Annotated in this window: 13 protein-coding genes and 2 pseudogenes; 6 read left to right on the top strand and 9 right to left on the bottom strand. The window is 43.6% G+C overall.

The genetic code is table 11. From position 1 onward, the window contains the following. Positions 1 to 36: 36 nt before the first annotated feature. Positions 37 to 162 (bottom strand): annotated as a pseudogene (locus tag B5D77_RS27930) (IS4 family transposase); the annotation flags it as partial. Positions 163 to 358: 196 nt separating this feature from the next. Then, the gene (locus B5D77_RS03225; protein ID WP_008200726.1) at positions 359 to 1,288 is read right to left on the bottom strand and encodes an NAD(P)H-dependent glycerol-3-phosphate dehydrogenase; all 930 of its coding nucleotides are present in this window, start codon (positions 1,286 to 1,288) and stop codon (positions 359 to 361) included. 231 nt (positions 1,289 to 1,519) lie between these two features. Here B5D77_RS03225 and B5D77_RS03220 point away from each other — a divergent pair, with 231 nt between their 5' ends. After that, complete coding sequence (locus B5D77_RS03220; protein ID WP_008200727.1) at positions 1,520 to 1,951, top strand: NUDIX hydrolase; 432 nt, start codon at positions 1,520 to 1,522, stop codon at positions 1,949 to 1,951. Positions 1,952 to 2,011: 60 nt separating this feature from the next. Here B5D77_RS03220 and B5D77_RS03215 read toward each other — a convergent pair whose 3' ends face one another. Then, positions 2,012 to 3,229, bottom strand: coding sequence for an ABC transporter permease (locus B5D77_RS03215; protein ID WP_008200729.1), 1,218 nt, complete (start codon positions 3,227 to 3,229; stop codon positions 2,012 to 2,014). A gap of 538 nt (positions 3,230 to 3,767) precedes the next feature. After that, positions 3,768 to 5,252, bottom strand: coding sequence for an efflux RND transporter periplasmic adaptor subunit (locus B5D77_RS03210; RefSeq protein WP_008200738.1), 1,485 nt, complete (start codon positions 5,250 to 5,252; stop codon positions 3,768 to 3,770). Here B5D77_RS03210 and B5D77_RS26145 point away from each other — a divergent pair. The 4 genes and pseudogenes from B5D77_RS26145 to B5D77_RS03195 form a co-directional block, all read left to right on the top strand. Further along, a complete protein-coding gene (locus B5D77_RS26145) occupies positions 5,194 to 5,340 on the top strand; it encodes a hypothetical protein (RefSeq protein WP_172456657.1) in 147 nt (48 codons plus the stop codon). The two genes, B5D77_RS03210 and B5D77_RS26145, sit on opposite strands and share 59 nt — an antisense overlap. 34 nt (positions 5,341 to 5,374) lie before the next feature. Beyond that, positions 5,375 to 6,256, top strand: coding sequence for a tetratricopeptide repeat protein (locus B5D77_RS03205; RefSeq protein WP_008200740.1), 882 nt, complete (start codon positions 5,375 to 5,377; stop codon positions 6,254 to 6,256). Between the two features lie 206 nt (positions 6,257 to 6,462). Further along, positions 6,463 to 6,810, top strand: coding sequence for a hypothetical protein (locus B5D77_RS03200; RefSeq protein ID WP_254053029.1), 348 nt, complete (start codon positions 6,463 to 6,465; stop codon positions 6,808 to 6,810). Positions 6,811 to 6,884: 74 nt separating this feature from the next. Beyond that, positions 6,885 to 7,274, top strand: a pseudogene (locus tag B5D77_RS03195) (reverse transcriptase N-terminal domain-containing protein); the annotation flags it as partial. Positions 7,275 to 7,428: 154 nt separating this feature from the next. Here the strand turns inward: B5D77_RS03195 and B5D77_RS03190 are convergent. The 5 genes from B5D77_RS03190 to B5D77_RS03170 all read right to left on the bottom strand — a co-directional run bounded on the left by B5D77_RS03190 (position 7,429) and on the right by B5D77_RS03170 (position 11,844). Then, positions 7,429 to 8,409: a quinone oxidoreductase gene (locus tag B5D77_RS03190; protein WP_159036933.1), complete on the bottom strand. Its 981-nt coding sequence runs from the start codon at positions 8,407 to 8,409 to the stop codon at positions 7,429 to 7,431. A 39-nt stretch (positions 8,410 to 8,448) separates the two neighbouring features. Further along, complete coding sequence (locus tag B5D77_RS03185) at positions 8,449 to 9,114, bottom strand: hypothetical protein (RefSeq protein ID WP_106908269.1); 666 nt, start codon at positions 9,112 to 9,114, stop codon at positions 8,449 to 8,451. Beyond that, positions 9,111 to 9,590 carry a fatty acid desaturase gene (locus tag B5D77_RS03180; RefSeq protein ID WP_159036932.1) on the bottom strand — a complete coding sequence of 160 codons (480 nt, stop codon included), beginning with the start codon at positions 9,588 to 9,590 and terminating at the stop codon, positions 9,111 to 9,113. The genes B5D77_RS03185 and B5D77_RS03180 overlap by 4 nt, the downstream gene beginning before the upstream one ends. Positions 9,591 to 9,723: 133 nt before the next feature. Then, positions 9,724 to 10,857: a LeuA family protein gene (locus tag B5D77_RS03175; protein ID WP_106908267.1), complete on the bottom strand. Its 1,134-nt coding sequence runs from the start codon at positions 10,855 to 10,857 to the stop codon at positions 9,724 to 9,726. Positions 10,858 to 11,070: 213 nt separating this feature from the next. After that, positions 11,071 to 11,844: a TauD/TfdA family dioxygenase gene (locus tag B5D77_RS03170; RefSeq protein ID WP_106908266.1), complete on the bottom strand. Its 774-nt coding sequence runs from the start codon at positions 11,842 to 11,844 to the stop codon at positions 11,071 to 11,073. A 404-nt stretch (positions 11,845 to 12,248) separates the two neighbouring features. Between B5D77_RS03170 and B5D77_RS03165 the strand changes: the two genes are divergently transcribed. Beyond that, positions 12,249 to 13,082 (top strand): winged helix-turn-helix domain-containing protein, encoded by an 834-nt coding sequence (locus tag B5D77_RS03165; RefSeq protein ID WP_106908265.1) that lies wholly within the window; start codon positions 12,249 to 12,251, stop codon positions 13,080 to 13,082. The last annotated feature ends 4 nt before the right edge of the window (positions 13,083 to 13,086 follow it).

Raw genomic sequence — 13,086 nt, 5'->3', positions numbered from 1 at the left:
AGAATTTTTTGATCTTACAACTATTTTCACCCGTGGATGAGATAGTCCCCAAGTCTGGCTGATATCATGTAACCTTCGCAGTCCCAACCAAATAGTTTTAACACCTGGTTCACCGTCGCCTTTTCTCGCTAAAAAACCCCCGAGAGAAGCCATCATTTTGACCCCTGAAGCTTGACAATAGGGTGAATTGCCCAAATCAGAGCCGGCACTTGCGGCGGCTAGATTGGCCGAGGCTTGTCATACACTTGTACTAAATGCCCAGCCAAGTTTTCCACAATACGGATTAATCTTTTCGGCTCTTCACTCCCCAACCCCCCACTGATTACTGTTTACTGCTTACTAAAAAATCTCTTGTCTCTTAATCAAATTCTGCTTTTAAATCCCGACGCATCAATTCATAAACGGCAACTTGGGGAGAAATTTCCCCGCGCAAAAGACAATCAACTTGACAGGTAATCGGTACATATAAATTTTTTTCTTGGGCAATTCTCATCAAAACTTCTGTGGTATTTATTCCCTCGGCAGTTCCCTCTAATTTCGCTAAAACTTCTGGCAAAGATAAACCTAAAGCTAATTGATAACCCACTTGATAATTGCGAGATAAAGGACTATTACAGGTGGCTAATAAATCCCCTAAACCCGATAAACCGAAGAAAGTTTCTTGACAACCTCCTAGACAAGTTCCCACCCGAACTATTTCCGGTAAAGCGCGAGTTAACAGGGCAGATTTAGCATTAGTACCTAACTGTAAACCATCACAAACCCCAGATGCGATCGCCATGACATTTTTAAGAGTGCCACCTAACTCTGTTCCCAAGGGATCGCTATTCAGATAAACCCGAAAAGATTCCCCAGATAATAATTTTTGTAACAATATTGCTGCTTTTTGCTGATAACTTGCTACCACCGTAGCGGCGGGTAAACCTTGATTAATTTCTTTAGCTAAATTGGGACCGGAAAGAACCACAAGGGGATGAGCGGGAAAAGCTTGATTCCACAGATGAAAGGGGGTACGAGTGGTGATTGGCTCTAATCCTTTAGTAGCGGTGACGATAATTATGCGAGAATTTAATTGTAATTGCTGTAATTTTTCGATCATTGGAACAACTCCTTTAATCGAAACGGCCGAAATAATTACGTCAGTATCTGCTATAATAGCCCCTAAATCTTCCCCGGTATGACGGGACCAAACCCTAACAGCTAAGTGATTACGTCTAGCCAAATTAGCCAGAGTTTGCCCCCAAATTCCCCCACCTATAACCGTAATTTTCTTGGCATTTTCTAACAACTTTTATTCTCCTCCTTATTAGTGATCCCTGATCAGTGACTGGTTAGAAATGATTCGATTGTAAGATTATGAGTGTTAAATGGAATTATTGACCGATTACTGATAAGTAGGTAGGTGTTAAGAGTTGTCAGACACCCCCCTTATCAAGGGGGGCAGGGGGTATCAGAGGCAAAATCTATCTTCTATTTAATTATAACTACTTACTTAACTGTTCACTGATAACTGAAAAAAATGACAACCTATCGCAATCCTGCCCCTACTGTTGATATTATCATCGAACTGATCGACTCGCCCCACCGTCCGATCGTACTAATTGAGAGAAAAAATCCGCCCTTTGGCTGGGCAATTCCGGGGGGATTCGTGGACTACGGTGAGTCGGTGGAAACGGCGGCCATTCGGGAAGCTTACGAGGAAATCAGTTTAGAGGTGCAGTTAATCGAGCAATTTCACGTCTATTCCGATCCTAACCGCGATCCGCGTCAACACACCATTAGTATTGTTTTTATCGCCACGGCAAAAGGCAAACCGATTGCTGCCGATGATGCCAAAAAAGTGGGGATTTTTCATCTCTGGGAATTCCCCCAACCCTTATGCTTTGATCACGATCGCATTCTCAATGATTATCGTCGTTATCGGGATTATCAAATTCGTCCCACACATTAAACCCCAACTTAGCTATAAAAGCAATCCTTGCCAAAAACGTCCCCGAAAAAACTTAAAAAATTATACACTTCTGAGAGCGACAATCGGTTCCAATTTAGAGGCACGATAGGCGGGAAAAACGCCGAAAAAGAGACCAATACCCGTGGAAACGCTCAAAGACAGGGCGACGGCGCTGGCGGAAACAGTGGCAGCCAGGGGAGAGAAACTGGAGACGAGAACGATCGCTCCTGCACCGAAGAGAATACCAAACGCACCGCCGGCGATGGAAACGAGAGTTGATTCAATCAGAAATTGTAGGAGAATATCCTGTTCTCTGGCTCCGATCGCTTTTCTTAGTCCGATTTCCCCGGTTCTTTCCGAAACCGAAACGAGCATAATATTCATCACCCCGATACCCCCGACAATTAGGGAAATACCGGCGATTAGAGCCAAAAGTAGGGTTAGACCCTTGGTAATCGTGTCGAAGATTTCGATCATCTGTTTAGCAGTTTCGACGCGAAAATCATCCTCAGCGACGATTTTATGGCGTAAACGCAGAAGATTCTGGATTTGGAACTTAGCAGCGCGGATTTCCTCCCCCGATCGCGCAGTGAGACTAATCCAACTCAACTCGACACCGTAGGGTCCGGTTTTGCCCACCAGTTGCGAGTTCATGGTACTGAGGGGAATAATCAGCATTTCATCCTGATTACTGCCAAAAAAGGAGCCTTTCGCCTCTAAAATCCCGATCACCTCAAAACTGAGATTTTTGATCCGCAGCTGTTGACCGAGGGGATTTTGGGTGGGGAAAAGTTGCGCCGCCACTTCAGTGCCGATTACCGTTACCCGTTTGTTGCGGGCTAGATCGATATTATTGATAAAACGACCTTTTTCTAGGGTAAAATTGCGGACAGAAGCGTATTCTGAGGTGCTTCCCGTCACTAGAGCCGTCATGTTGCGATTACGATGGGAAATCAGGAAACGAGCGTTTATTTCCGGAGCGACTTCAGCGACGGTGGGAACCTGTTCAGCGATCGCTTGAGCATCGGCTAAAACTAAGGTTTTCGGTAAATCAACGGTGGTATTGCGTGCTTGTCGCGACCCCGGCACCACAAAAAGGGTATTGGGTCCCAAGTTAGCAAACTGGTCATTGGCTAAGGTTTGCGCCCCTTGGCCAATCCCGATCATGGCCACCACCGAAGCGTTACCGATGATAATTCCTAACATGGTCAGGCCGCTACGCACTTTATTAGCCCTTAGGGTGGAGACGGCCATTTTTAAACTTTCGACGATAAACATATCAGTTATCAGTTATCAGTTATCAGTTATCAGTTATCAGTTATCAGTTATCAGTTATCAGTTATCAGGTTTAAGTTTTAAGTTTTAAGTTTTAAGTTATTAGGTTTAAGTTTTCAATTTTGGTTCTTCGGTTTGTGTTATGTAATGGACGGGGGTTATAAGAGATGGAACCCTTATAGAGAAAGACATTGGACGATTTTTGTCAATTGTTTTTGATCTAGAGCGAGCTAATCAGTTAAATCTTTTGCCAGATAAGGATTTAGTCGATTTATGCCCCCCTATCGAACCATAACAAGTAACGAAGAGCCATGAATTGGGACGTATTTTCAGTGAACAGTAATCAGTGAACTGAAAACTCACATCTGATAACAAAGGCCGAATCTAAAACCTAATTTGTTAAGCTAAAAGCTTTTGGGAGAATTGCCCGATTCTGTCTTTTGCCTCTTGCCTGTTGTCTCTTGCCTTCAGAAGCTGATTACTGATTACTGAAACTGCCATATCATAAAAAAGACAATTTGAAGATATTTGTTAAGAGAAATTATTGAGATTTTTTATTAGTTGTCGAGGTATCTTCAGCCCCTTCGGGGAGATCGATAAAGACCTTTTCTCCAGCTTCCAAACCTGATAAAATTTGGGTTTTATCGTCTAAGACCAAACCGATCGAAACGGGTTTAAAACTGGGTTTATTTTCGGCATCGGGAACTAAAACTCCTGACCTGCCTTCCCGGGTGACAATGGCTACAGTCGGCACGACGAGGGCATTATCTAACTGCTGGCCGACAAAAGTTACATCCACATTCATTTTCGATTTGAGTTTGTCGAGTCCCGTCACCAGACCGATTCTCACCTCAAAAGAAGTAACATTATTCTCGATAATTGCTTCGGGAGCCACGAGAATAACTCGACCTTCAAAGACTTCTTCAGGAAAAGCATCGGCGACAATTCGCACGGGTTGGCCGCGCTGCAATAAACCCACATCTACTTCCGGCACTTTAGCAATCACTTCCAATCCCGATGCTAGGGCGATAATCGAGGTGGAAGTGGCGGAAGCGGTACTAGAGGCCGAAGTGGTGGGAGTGACAAAAGAACCCTCAGTGGCGTATTTTTGGGTGACGATGCCATCAAAGGGAGCAGTAATGACTGTATCGCGGTATTGAATCTTAATTTGCTCTAAATCGGCCCTAGCGGCCGCTACAGATGATTCTAGTCGAGCCAGCTCGGTTTCTTGGGTTTTTTGGCGTTGTTCGAGGGCAAATTTCGCTTCTGCGATCGCTGCTGCAGCTCCTATCATTTCCTGCTCAATTCCGGCCACTTCTGGGGAAGCGGTTTTATCCGCTTGTTCCAAACGGCGGATCGATTCGTCTAAATTGGCTTTAGCGTTGAGATATTCATTGAGGACGGCATCAAATTGGTCTTGAGCGATCGCCCCTTCCCGGACTAAATTTTCATTGCGTTTAACCCGATTTTCTGCTAGTCGAAAACGGGATTGGGCTGCTTGTACCTGAGCTTGCAGCTGGTCTAAATCTTTGGGAATTCTTTCTTTGGCCTGAGCTAAACGGGCTTCTAATTGCTTATAACTGGCCTGTGCCTGATAAAATCGGGCCTGTAATTGCCGGATATCTTCGGGAATGCTGCGTTTAGCCTGTTCCAGACTGGCTAGAGCTTCCCGTAGATGCGCTTCTGACTGCATTCCTCGGGCATACACCTCTAAATTATCCATGACGGCGAGGGTTTGTCCCTTTTTAACAATCATGCCCTGATCCACCAATAATCGCACTAATCGGCCGGGGTTTTTTGGGCTAATGTTAACACTTTGGATTGGTTCCACCCTACCACTAGCTTTAATTTCCACAGCGAGGGTTTCCCGTTGAGCAGGAACGGTCATTTTCGCCAATTCCAGGCCAGGAGGAGGAGTTTGCAGCAAGCGATAAGAAACTACTCCCACCGCCAGAAAACCACTAGCCATGAGTCCGAATATCCAAAATAGGGGGCGATTTGATTTTCCCAACACGGTTATTGCCATCGATCAGCCAAAAGTTAATTGGTTATATACTAACGTCTCTAGAGCTGCCTTTGTTGTTTCTTTAGCCAACAACTCCCAAGCGAGATAGACTGATTAAAAAAGGCCTATCGCGGGGGTAAACTGTGCCAAAACTTCAATTAATCATTTCTTTGCTCATTTTTTTCGTCGCTGGCAGCCCGCCGGCTTTTTCCCAAGCTCTACTCCCCTACACCATCGAACCAGAGTTAGAACAGATGGAACAAGCGGGAATTGAAATGGCCGAGGATGCCATCCAATTAGCTCGTTTTCGCCGTACCGATGCGGCCCTCGGACGGGCTAAGTTAGCGGTGCAGTTAGCCCCCCATCTCTATCAAACTTGGTTTATTCTCGGTAGTTTATATCTGCAAGACGATCAGGTGCAACTCGGTATCGAGGCATTAAATCAATCTTTGTCTCTCGCTCCCGCCGATGCCCACGCTAATATTAAATTTTCCCTCGGTAGTGCCTATTTTCAGAATCAAGATTACCAGTCTGCTATTGCCCAGATTGAAGCGGGTTTGCAAATGAAACCCGATATCTCCCCCGCTCTTTTTGATCTCGGTAATTCCTATCTCAAGTTAGAACAATATCCTGCGGCGATCGCAGCTTACGAAAAAGCTGTTACTCAAGATCAAGATTTTTGGCCGGCTATTAATAATATTGGTTTAGTTAAATACGAACAGGGTGACAAGGAAGCCGCTCTTAAAGATTGGCGGGCCGCTTTGAAAATCGATCCTAAACAGCCGGAACCTCAGTTAGCTATTGCGGTGGCTATTTATAGTCAAGGTAAAACCGAGGAAGGCATCAAATTAGCTCAGGCCGCTCTCACTAGCGATAGTCGTTATGTCAGTCTGGAATTTTTAGGCGAAAATCTCTGGGGTAAACGTCTTCTGCAAGATACGGAGAAAATGTTTAATCATCCTAAAATGAAAGATTTTATCGCTCGTTTACCACAACCAACCCCAGAAGCGGACGAAGAAAATTAAGCTGATAGCAGCAAGCATTAAGATAACCCCTTAGTTAATTTGCTAGGAATTCTTGAGGCTTGCTCTAACTAATTAGGGCTGGCTGAATATCGGTAGAAGCTTTGCTAAAAAATGGTTTTGGGACTTTATTAGCAAAACAACAAATTTTTTGCCGCAAACCCCACAGACAGTACAATTATTACAGTTAAGGGTTTGAAAGGCCTAGGATGATGGCAAAGCAATCAAGGGCAATTGCGGTGACAGAACATGATAATAAATGTCCCGAATGTCTGCACTTGGAGATTTTGGGAGAACCCCTTGCGCTTGAGTCTAAGGGTGTTTTTTCCCGTTTCAACAAGTCTGAACCAGAGGCGTTTGCCCTATCGGTGCGGATTAATTTTAATGAGCAGTGGCTTGATTTTCGCTTTGGACGGGTTAAGTTTGGTTTGCGGGGGGGAGAGTTACGCTTAAAACTGGAGAATGGCCAAATGCCTTCTGAGTTGAGAAATGAAGCGTTGAAAAAGATTTTAGCAAGGGAATTAGAGATTGAACGTCAGTTATCAGTTATCAGGTAGAACCTGAATCAAGCGTTCCCAGGTTTTACCGGGGAACGAGATAAACCACTAAGACTAGGAATGTATGGAAAGCTATCAATTGGGCGAAAGTCCAAAGATACGTCTTTAAGCTCCAAAAGAGAATATTCCAAGCGGCTAAATCGGGACGGGATGCAAAGGTTAGAAAGTTGCAACGCCTATTAGCGAAATCATACTACGCTCGTCTATTAGCAGTTCGCAAAGTGACTCAAGATAATCAAGGAAAGAAAACAGCAGGAGTCGATGGAATGATAGCAATATCCCCAGAACAAAGGCTAAATCTAACTGAAGAAATCAAGGGAACACTCAAAGCAAAACCGCTAAGAAGGGTATGGATTCCTAAACCGGGTAGGGACGAAAAACGCCCATTAGGAATACCCACCATAAAAGACAGAGCTAGACAAGCGTTGATTAAATCGGCACTTGAACCAGAATGGGAGTCAAAAACTCACAAACTTAAAAGTAGGGTGGGCATTGCCCACCAATTCATCTCATAAACTTAAAAGTAGCATTGCCCACCCTAAGGACTCACTAATCACTCATTAATGGAGAAATTAATGAGTGATTTATCCGGAGATGGTAACGTGATTGCTGGAAAAATCAAAAAACAATGATAGACTTGCCTATTGTCTGGCGATTAGCTAGAGCAATATGAGCTTCTAAGCTGTGATTGAGAGAATATTTTTGACCAATAAAAACAGACAACTTTTTTTGAGAAATGTACTCAAAAATATCGAGAAGTCTTTCCGTAAATTCCTGCCCTTTTAGATAATGTGCTGTGGTAGGACGAGTCAGAAAAAATGAACCCCGATCACTGGATGAGTTGGCTAAGAGATTAACATCAAAAGGCGGAATAAAGCCACTAGATTGACCGAACGCAACTAGCAATCCCCGCGATTTGAGAATCTTTAGACTCTTTTTGAAAGTAGCCGCTCCAACTGAATCATACACCACGTCCACTCCCGCTCCATCGGTCAGCTTCATCGTTTCCGTTTCAAAGTCTTCACTTGAATAAAGAATCGTATGATCGATCCCCACAGAGTGGGCAATTTGGGCTTTTTCTAAGGTAGAAACTGTGCCAATTACTTTGGCTCCTTTCAATTTGGCAAGTTGCACTATTAGTAACCCAACTCCTCCCGCTGCTGCGTGGACTAAAATCTTGTCATTTTTTCCGATAGCAAAGGTACTATGAGTTAGATAATGAGCGGCTAATCCTTGTACCAAACAAGCACAACCTGTAGAAAAGTCGATAGATTCTGGTAAGCGAATTGCCCGACTTGCGGACACAGCAGTAAACTCAGCATAGCTTCCGGTTCCAGTGTGACAATAGGCGACACGATCGCCCACCTCAAAATTAGTAACCACCCTCCCTTTTTCTCTGACAATTCCCGCTCCCTCTATTCCTGGAGTGTAGGGAAAAGTCGTTCGATAAGAACCATCCCGAAACAGTAGATCTTTCCCGTTAATACCGGAAGCTTTGTTTTCGATGAGAATTTCCGATTCTTTTACGGAAGGAATCGGTATTTCTTCTAGTTGTAGAACTTCTGGACTACCGGGACGATGAACGCGAATGGCTTTCATGATTATAGCTCCTAAAAAGCGAAAGGGATACAAAGATGATCAAGAGTTTTTGATGAGCGAGTTAGCTTGTTTAAAGCGAATTATGGAAGCGAAAGTTAGATCGATTGCCTGAAATAACCCCCAGACTTCTCGGTAATCCTCTTTCAAGCCCAGACAGCCTTGCTCTAGGTCTTGCTGTCGAGCGAAAATAGCGTTTGGCCAATCTTTTGAGGTGGGATAGCGATGGTGAAAATCATGCACAGGTGTGTCTCCGACCATCACGAAAACCCGACAAAACAGGAAGTGAAAGAAAATCATTTTCAGCCACCACCACGACCATTTAGAAAAGCTTTCTACAGATTTGCCCTCAACTTCAGGAGGGCTTTCTCCGAGAAAAATTCCCGTAGTCAACCGAGCATAATCTGATTTGTTTCTTGTTGGCGACAGGGTTTGGTGTTCGGGAAAAATATGCTCTGCACAAAGCCTTAAAGTCGCGCTAATTTGATAGAGAATGGTTAGCGGAACTACCCACACTAAGAGGAAAGTCACCCAAGCATTGGTTAAGGCTACTACCCCCAGCATCGTTGATAGGAAAAACCAAGATTTGAGGTTATAAAACAGGTAAGGAGAACATAAGCTGGAGGCGAGACGTTTGTAGAGTATTTGCCCGTGAAAACGCGGGGAGACTAGGCTTATGCCTAATTTGCGCCAGAGTTTGTGTTTCATGGTTTAATATTCAATAATCCAAGAGTTTGCAAAAAGTGAAAAGTTGGATCTGTTGGAGTCATCAAGTTTTTGAGTCCGTGATGATCTTTTTTGTGTGTTTGACAGTAGGTAGGAAAATTACCAATCATGAGAAAAATTGAAAGGGTTTCTCCTAACCATTGATCAAATTTTTCTCGCCCTAAAAACTGTTCGTGCGCGCACTGATGTACTATCTGGACTTGCAGTTTCCTTGCACCCGATACGGTGAATAGCCATCCGAGAGGCAAACAAATAAGGAAACCGTGATGTAAGAACAAAATATTGAGAATTACTCCGCTTAATAGAGAGAGTGTGGCAGTAGCAAGATGGTACATTGGGGTTAAGCGCGATGGGGTTTCACCCTTTAGGGGTTTGCCTGTCGCTACAGTGAGAAAAGGTTGGCACCATCGAGGGCAGCTACTCATCTTTTCTCTGGGATTTTGTTGAGAAACAGACATAAGCTTGCTCGGAAGTAGATTGAATTGGCTCATGTTTCTAATAGTGATGAAATGTACATGAGGTAAGGGTTTTGGAGCTTTGTTATCGAAGTAGGGGCAAGCATTCAGATAAATGCTTCCCCTCAACTTTTTGTTAGGCGATCGCAAGAATATTCAAGAAACGCTCGTTCAGCTGTGTTTCATTGGTGGGAATTTCACCTAACACTAACTCCGAATACAAGCGATCAACCACAGCCTGATCCGTGTCATAGCCAAGGAGGCTTAGACGATGTCGGATAATCGCTCGGCCACTATGCTTCCCTAAGACTAAATTGCGCTCGCGACCGAAAGCTTCTGGCTTGACAGCTTCGTAGGTATTCGGATCTTTTAAAATGGCGTTTTGGTGCATTCCTGCTTCAGTTGCAAAGGCGTTTTCTCCGATAATTGCCTTAGTCCGTAACGGGGGATGATCGATGAACTGCATCAACTGTTGATAGAGGGGATATACCTTCCCTAAATCTAATTTAGTTGTGCCTTGATAGAACGCGCCATGATAATGCAAAGCCGCCCCAATCTCTTCTAGGGCAGTATTACCAGCCCTCTCACCAATTCCGCACAACGTAACTTGGACTTCTTCGACTCCAGCCTTGATTGCAGCCAGGGAGTTAGCAGTCGCTAAACCTAAGTCGTTATGGCAATGAATCCCCAGAACAATATCATCAGCAAACTCCGCTTTCATTTCTCGCACCAGACTATCAATCTGCGAAGGGATGGCAATGCCGACCGTGTCAGCAAGGACACAGCGATTGACTTTCTCTTTTAAAGCAAGCTCGATAATCCCTTTCAGATACTCTCGATTCGCCCGAGTCGCATCTTCGACGATGATTTTTACCTCGACAAAACTCTGCGCATATCGGATCATGTTTTGGATATTTTCTCGGTTTGAACGATAAGTTAACCCGCGTGCTTTTAGATGGGAATCGGAGGCACTCACGACAATTTCTATCTGGGGTTTTCGAGCCGGTTTAAGCGCTCGATGAGCCGCATCGATGTCTTCATGTTTACAACGGGCAAAAGCACAAACTTGGGAATTGGTAACTGACTGGGCGATTTCGAGAACTACTTGGAAATCATCGGGAGAGGAGGCGGGAAATCCCGCTTCTATTACGTCTGTTCCCATCACTTCTAGTCCGAGAGCGACGCGAATTTTTTCTTCTACGGTCATCGAGTTTCCGGGGGCCTGTTCCCCATCGCGAAGGGTTGTGTCATGAATAATTTTTGGTTTCATTATAAAACTCCAATGCGTTATTTTTTCATAATAGACATCTCGAAAAAGAAAAACAAGAGGTAAATCTTGAAAATTTCTACAAAATAAATTAAAAAATTGAATTTTATTGATCTAAAAAAAGTATAATTTAATTACTGAAAACAACTAAAACGAGAGAAGTTGATCGGACAGGGTTGTAAAAATTACTGTCCGATCAAGATCAATATATGTTGCTTAGGGCGTAAAGCCTAGCTCCACATTTGGAGCACTTCCATCGAACCACCAGCGGTATAAAAGCCGTGGCTTACTCGGGTCAAAAGCGCTGCGACCATGAAGGACGGCGGTATTATCCACCAGCAAAATTTGACCCGGCTTTAAACCAAAAATCACTTGATTTTCGTAATTTTCAACAAACTCTCGGATCTCCGCAAAGATTTTTTTAGCCGAAGGTTTTATCTTGATCTGCGCCGTATCGTCTGCTCGATAGGCAATTTGTAACCGTCCCTGTTGATTCACCGAGAAAATCGGCTTGGAAGCAATCTCACCATCCCGTTCAACGGTAAGGACATCTGGATCAAACAATAAATCAAGATCTTTGGGGTTTGTTCGAGAGAGATAGCGATAGATATCGCGAGCGCAAACCAATTTACTGAGTCCTTCATTTTCGACAGCTTTCTCACAGCCAAGAGCGATCACTCCGACTTTTTGAGCGCCAAAACTGTTATCAGTGTGCATCCCGGTGTCGCCGCTAGTAGCACTGATATAGAGCGGCTTGTCAGGATCAGTTTTGATCTCGACCGCCCCATCACCATCAGAGTGTTTGTGATGAATTAGCTTACCCAAGCAACTCCCTAAACCATTGTTAAAATCTTGTCGTAGATTATTGGAGTTAGGGTGTTGGAAAACGACCGCCCCATCCTGATTTAGGCGGCTTAATATATCAGCCTTACCAGACGGAGTTGTTGCGTCAACTTTCAGGCAAAATGGGTGTTTATCTTGTACGATCATAAGGTTTACTTGTTTCTACAGGTTGACAAAGGAGGATGCGCGGGCTAAGTTTGGACGCAGATCCCGCGCTTCTTCATCAAGGATTCTTGAATCGATGTTTTCGATTTGGCGATCAAGCTTCCTGTTTTTAACATTAACGGGTTTTAAACGAGTTTTGATCAGATAATTGTTGAAAATTTTTGTGTGTTTGATTTAAATTTAATTGAAAAATTGAAAATTGAATTTTACTTGAAAAATAATTAAAAATCTTGAAAAATCTTGATATGCACTCTGGGAAGAAAGTATGATATGGTGTTTTCAAATGAGATGTGGACGGGGGTTCTCCTTGTCTTTAAGGGTTGACGGTTCACAAGTTCGGCGATATAATTAGAGTGCGGCTATAACTTGCAAGGAGTAGAATATCTGTGTCGGTATATCTTGTTATCTACCGCCCCGACGGAGAAATCTATCGTACTGAAGGTCAAGAAGATGATCGCTACGATCTATCTGAACGAATGAATTCGACTAATCGTCAGATTACTATCGGACGTACTGATCCAGCAGGGCAATTTGATGTAGGTACAGACATCAAATTACCGGCGGAAGATACGAAGATTTCCAGAAAGCATTTTGTAATCGAAGTGATAGAAGGACCTTATTATTACGTCAGAGAATCAGAACGTCCTAGCGCTAACGGAACCATATTGCATCAACACTTGTCTGGTAATCGGATCTCTATACAACAGCAAGGTCAGCTTCTTTGTGACAAAGACGAAATCTTGCTGCAAAGTAGCCAGGGTCAAGAAGGAAGTCCAAATCAGTATTGGAAATTCCAGTTTCGCGATCTCAACGCAACCGCAACGGACGAACCCGTCAGGACCCCAGAAGAAGACAAACCCGTCCAAGTTACAATCTATGAATATAGATTAGGAGATGGCTTGTATGTCAGTTTAGATTCTGGTAAGCCGATAAGGATTGATTTTACGCGAAAGCTATTTAAGTTTCTAGAATACCTGGCGCGACATTCCGATCAAACAGGAAACAATAATAACAACCATCGCACCGTCAGTTATGAGGAATTAATCAAAGAAATTTGGCAGGGAGAAAACCACGGCGACAGAAAACGAGATCTTTCAAATATTGTTAGTAGAATTAATAGGAAGATTCGCGACAATTGCTCATCAGAAAAGATACCTGAATTAATATCCAATAATTCTGGTGTGGGTTATCGGCTAAATAAATGTACTGTTACAGACTAGGATC

The organism is Microcystis sp. MC19 (genome assembly GCF_003019735.1).
Classification (GTDB): Bacteria; Cyanobacteriota; Cyanobacteriia; order Cyanobacteriales; family Microcystaceae; genus Microcystis.
Note: the sequence above shows the minus strand (reverse complement) of the source record. Positions and strands in the feature narration are given on the sequence as shown.

Excerpts from the sequence above, each read along its gene's own strand:
- B5D77_RS03175 (WP_106908267.1), bottom strand. The coding sequence starts at position 10,857 with ATGAAACCAAAAATTATTCATGACACAACCCTTCGCGATGGGGAACAG.
- B5D77_RS03170 (WP_106908266.1), bottom strand. The coding sequence starts at position 11,844 with ATGATCGTACAAGATAAACACCCATTTTGCCTGAAAGTTGACGCAACA.
- B5D77_RS03210 (WP_008200738.1), bottom strand. The coding sequence starts at position 5,252 with ATGGCAATAACCGTGTTGGGAAAATCAAATCGCCCCCTATTTTGGATA.
- B5D77_RS03215 (WP_008200729.1), bottom strand. The coding sequence starts at position 3,229 with ATGTTTATCGTCGAAAGTTTAAAAATGGCCGTCTCCACCCTAAGGGCT.
- B5D77_RS03180 (WP_159036932.1), bottom strand. The coding sequence starts at position 9,590 with ATGTCTGTTTCTCAACAAAATCCCAGAGAAAAGATGAGTAGCTGCCCT.
- B5D77_RS03190 (WP_159036933.1), bottom strand. The coding sequence starts at position 8,409 with ATGAAAGCCATTCGCGTTCATCGTCCCGGTAGTCCAGAAGTTCTACAA.
- B5D77_RS03200 (WP_254053029.1), top strand. The coding sequence starts at position 6,463 with ATGATGGCAAAGCAATCAAGGGCAATTGCGGTGACAGAACATGATAAT.
- B5D77_RS26145 (WP_172456657.1), top strand. The coding sequence starts at position 5,194 with ATGAGTCCGAATATCCAAAATAGGGGGCGATTTGATTTTCCCAACACG.
- B5D77_RS03220 (WP_008200727.1), top strand. The coding sequence starts at position 1,520 with ATGACAACCTATCGCAATCCTGCCCCTACTGTTGATATTATCATCGAA.
- B5D77_RS03185 (WP_106908269.1), bottom strand. The coding sequence starts at position 9,114 with ATGAAACACAAACTCTGGCGCAAATTAGGCATAAGCCTAGTCTCCCCG.